2 protein-coding genes are annotated in these 741 nt (G+C 76.4%); one reads left to right on the top strand and one right to left on the bottom strand.

Annotation, left to right across the window (positions count from 1 at the left end; genetic code table 11):
- The coding region (locus KUM32_RS38475) for a helix-turn-helix transcriptional regulator (protein ID WP_217146449.1) at positions 1–437 on the bottom strand (437 nt) is incomplete at its 3' end.
- Between the two features lie 65 nt (positions 438–502).
- Between KUM32_RS38475 and KUM32_RS38470 the strand changes: the two genes are divergently transcribed.
- Positions 503–741 (top strand): OsmC family protein (locus tag KUM32_RS38470; RefSeq protein ID WP_374227605.1); only part of this gene is annotated, 239 nt, incomplete at its 3' end.

The following is a 741-nucleotide window of genomic DNA, read 5'->3' as shown; positions in this document are numbered from 1 at the left end:
GATTCGGCGAGGGTCAGCGACTCGCGGTCGGTCAGCCATCCCCGGTGCGTCCAGGCGTCGGTCAGGGCGACGCCGAGCCGTCCGGCGAGGTGGTCGTAGCACAGCCGCGCCGCGGCCAGGGTGCGCATCTCGCGGCTGCGGCGGTACCCGGAGACGGGCACCGGGTCGGCCAGGGCGCCGAGCGCTTCGAGTGCGGTGGCCACCCGTGGGCCGGCGAGCGCGTAGTAGCGGCGGCGACCGCGCGCCTCACAGGTCACCAGGCCGGCGTCGACCAGCGCCGCCAGGTGCTCGGACGCGGTCGACGCGCTCACCCCGGCCGCCCGGGCCAGCTCGCCGGCCGGCCGGCTGGTGCCGTCCATGAGCAGGTTGAGGAAGGCCGAGCGCGCGGGCGCGGCGAGCGCCCTGCCCACGCTGGTGAAGTCCCGGTCTCGGCTCATGGGGGTGACGATACGACGCCGACGCTTCGGCCGGCGCCGAAGCGTCGGGCGCCTACGGTCCGCGCATGGACACCCACACCTACCGCACCCACCTGCACTGGGACGGCTCCACCGCGGACGGGGTCCGCGGCTACTCGCGCGACCACACCGCCGTCGCCCCGCCCGCCGCCGCGCGGGTCGACCTGAGCGCGGACCCGGCCTTCCGCGGCGACCCCGACCGGCTCAATCCCGAACAGCTGGTGGTCATGGCCGCCTCCGCCTGTCAGATGCTGTCCTTCCTCGGCGCAGCCGCCCGCGCCGGGGT

This window comes from Streptomyces sp. AC627_RSS907 (assembly GCF_019049165.1).
Note: the sequence above shows the minus strand (reverse complement) of the source record. Positions and strands in the feature narration are given on the sequence as shown.